The following is a 1,717-nucleotide window of genomic DNA, read 5'->3' on the forward strand; positions in this document are numbered from 1 at the left end:
CTCAAAACTGAATAAGATTGATGAATCTAATGTAAGTTTCCGAAATTTCCTTAGAAAGGAGGTGATCCAGCCGCAGGTTCTCCTACGGCTACCTTGTTACGACTTCACCCTAATCATCTGTCCCACCTTAGACGACTAGCTCCTAAAAGGTTACCCCATCGTCTTTGGGTGTTACAAACTCTCATGGTGTGACGGGCGGTGTGTACAAGGCCCGGGAACGTATTCACCGTGGCATGCTGATCCACGATTACTAGTGATTCCAACTTCATGCAGGCGAGTTGCAGCCTGCAATCCGAACTGAGAATGGCTTTAAGAGATTAGCTTGACCTCGCGGTTTCGCGACTCGTTGTACCATCCATTGTAGCACGTGTGTAGCCCAGCTCATAAGGGGCATGATGATTTGACGTCGTCCCCACCTTCCTCCGGTTTATCACCGGCAGTCTCACTAGAGTGCCCAACTAAATGCTGGCAACTAATAATAAGGGTTGCGCTCGTTGCGGGACTTAACCCAACATCTCACGACACGAGCTGACGACAACCATGCACCACCTGTCATTCTGTCCCCGAAGGGAACGCCCAATCTCTTGGGTTGGCAGAAGATGTCAAGAGCTGGTAAGGTTCTTCGCGTAGCATCGAATTAAACCACATGCTCCACCACTTGTGCGGGCCCCCGTCAATTCCTTTGAGTTTCAACCTTGCGGTCGTACTCCCCAGGCGGAATACTTAATGCGTTAGCTGCGGCACTGAAGGGCGGAAACCCTCCAACACCTAGTATTCATCGTTTACGGCATGGACTACCAGGGTATCTAATCCTGTTCGCTACCCATGCTTTCGAGCCTCAGCGTCAGTAACAGACCAGAAAGCCGCCTTCGCCACTGGTGTTCTTCCATATATCTACGCATTTCACCGCTACACATGGAGTTCCACTTTCCTCTTCTGTACTCAAGTTTTGTAGTTTCCACTGCACTTCCTCAGTTAAGCTGAGGGCTTTCACAGCAGACTTACAAAACCGCCTGCGCTCGCTTTACGCCCAATAAATCCGGACAACGCTTGCCACCTACGTATTACCGCGGCTGCTGGCACGTAGTTAGCCGTGGCTTTCTGGTTAAATACCGTCAAAGTGTTAACAGTTACTCTAACACTTGTTCTTCTTTAACAACAGAGTTTTACGATCCGAAAACCTTCATCACTCACGCGGCGTTGCTCCATCAGACTTTCGTCCATTGTGGAAGATTCCCTACTGCTGCCTCCCGTAGGAGTCTGGGCCGTGTCTCAGTCCCAATGTGGCCGATTACCCTCTCAGGTCGGCTACGTATCATCGTCTTGGTGGGCTTTTATCTCACCAACTAACTAATACGGCGCGGGTCCATCCCAAAGTGATAGCAGAGCCATCTTTCAAGTTGGAACCATGCGGTTCCAACTAATTATGCGGTATTAGCACTTGTTTCCAAATGTTATCCCCCGCTTTGGGGCAGGTTACCCACGTGTTACTCACCAGTTCGCCACTCGCTCCGAATCCAAAAATCATTTATGCAAGCATAAAATCAATTTGGGAGAGCTCGTTCGACTTGCATGTATTAGGCACGCCGCCAGCGTTCGTCCTGAGCCAGGATCAAACTCTCATCTTAAGATGAAAAGCTTAACTTAGCTCTTCTGAATAAATTGTTATTTTATAAGCGAATTGACTTCGCAATGTTTAATTCTTACAACCAAGTTG

The 1,717-nt window shown here is 48.7% G+C and carries 1 rRNA gene; it reads right to left on the reverse strand.

Annotated elements, in window-relative coordinates:
* Positions 1 to 54 precede the first annotated feature (54 nt).
* Positions 55 to 1,628 (reverse strand): 16S ribosomal RNA (locus K5Q07_RS06805).
* Between the last annotated feature and the right edge of the window lie 89 nt (positions 1,629 to 1,717).

Origin of the sequence: Apilactobacillus zhangqiuensis (genome assembly GCF_019656215.1) — a bacterium.
In the GTDB taxonomy this organism is placed as follows: domain Bacteria; phylum Bacillota; class Bacilli; order Lactobacillales; family Lactobacillaceae; genus Apilactobacillus; species Apilactobacillus zhangqiuensis.